Raw genomic sequence first — 860 nt, 5'->3', positions numbered from 1 at the left:
TCGACCTCGACGTCGTCCGGTCTGAGCACAGCGAACAGCAATGTCAGCAGCCTGTCGACTTCGACGTCGTCGGGTCTGAGTACCGCGACCAGCGGTATCTCCAGCCTGTCTACCGGACTGAGCACGACGAACAGCAACGTCAGCAGCCTGTCGACCTCCACGTCGTCCGGCTTGAGCACCGCGAACAGCAGCGTCAGCAGCCTGTCGACGTCCACGTCGTCTGGACTGAGCACGGCGAACAGCAATGTCAGCAGTCTGTCGACCTCGACGTCATCCGGTCTGAGCACCGCGAACAGCAGCGTCAGTAGCCTCTCGACCTCGACGTCGTCCGGTCTGAGTACAGCGAACAGCAACGTGAGCAGCTTGTCGACTTCGACGTCGTCGGGCCTGAGCACTGCGACCAGCGGCATCTCGAGCCTGTCTACAGGCCTGAGCACGACGAACAGCAACGTGAGCAGCCTGTCGACATCAACGTCGTCCGGTTTGAGCACAGCGAATAGCAATGTCAGTAGCCTTTCGACGTCCACTTCGAGTGGTCTGAGCACGGCGACCAGTGGCATCTCCAGCTTGTCCACCGGACTGAGCACGACGAACAGCAACGTGAGTAGCCTGTCGACCTCGACGTCGTCCGGTCTGAGCACCGCGAACAGCAGTGTCAGCAGCCTGTCGACTTCCACGTCGAGTGGCTTGAGCACGGCCACGAGCAGCATCGACAGCCTGTCGACGTCTACATCGAGCGGCTTGAGCACGGCGACCAGCGGCATCTCCAGCCTGTCCACGGGCCTGAGCACCACGAACAGCAACGTGAGCAGTCTGTCGACCTCGACGTCGTCGGGTCTGAGCACGGCCACGAGCAGCAT

General features: G+C 61.7%; 1 pseudogene. It reads left to right on the top strand.

From position 1 onward, the window contains the following. Positions 1-860: pseudogene (locus tag AC07OH_RS19410) on the top strand (ESPR-type extended signal peptide-containing protein); the annotation flags it as partial.

The organism is Variovorax sp. GW821-FHT10C12, assembly GCF_059415405.1.
This window is presented reverse-complemented; position numbering and strand designations above follow the sequence as displayed.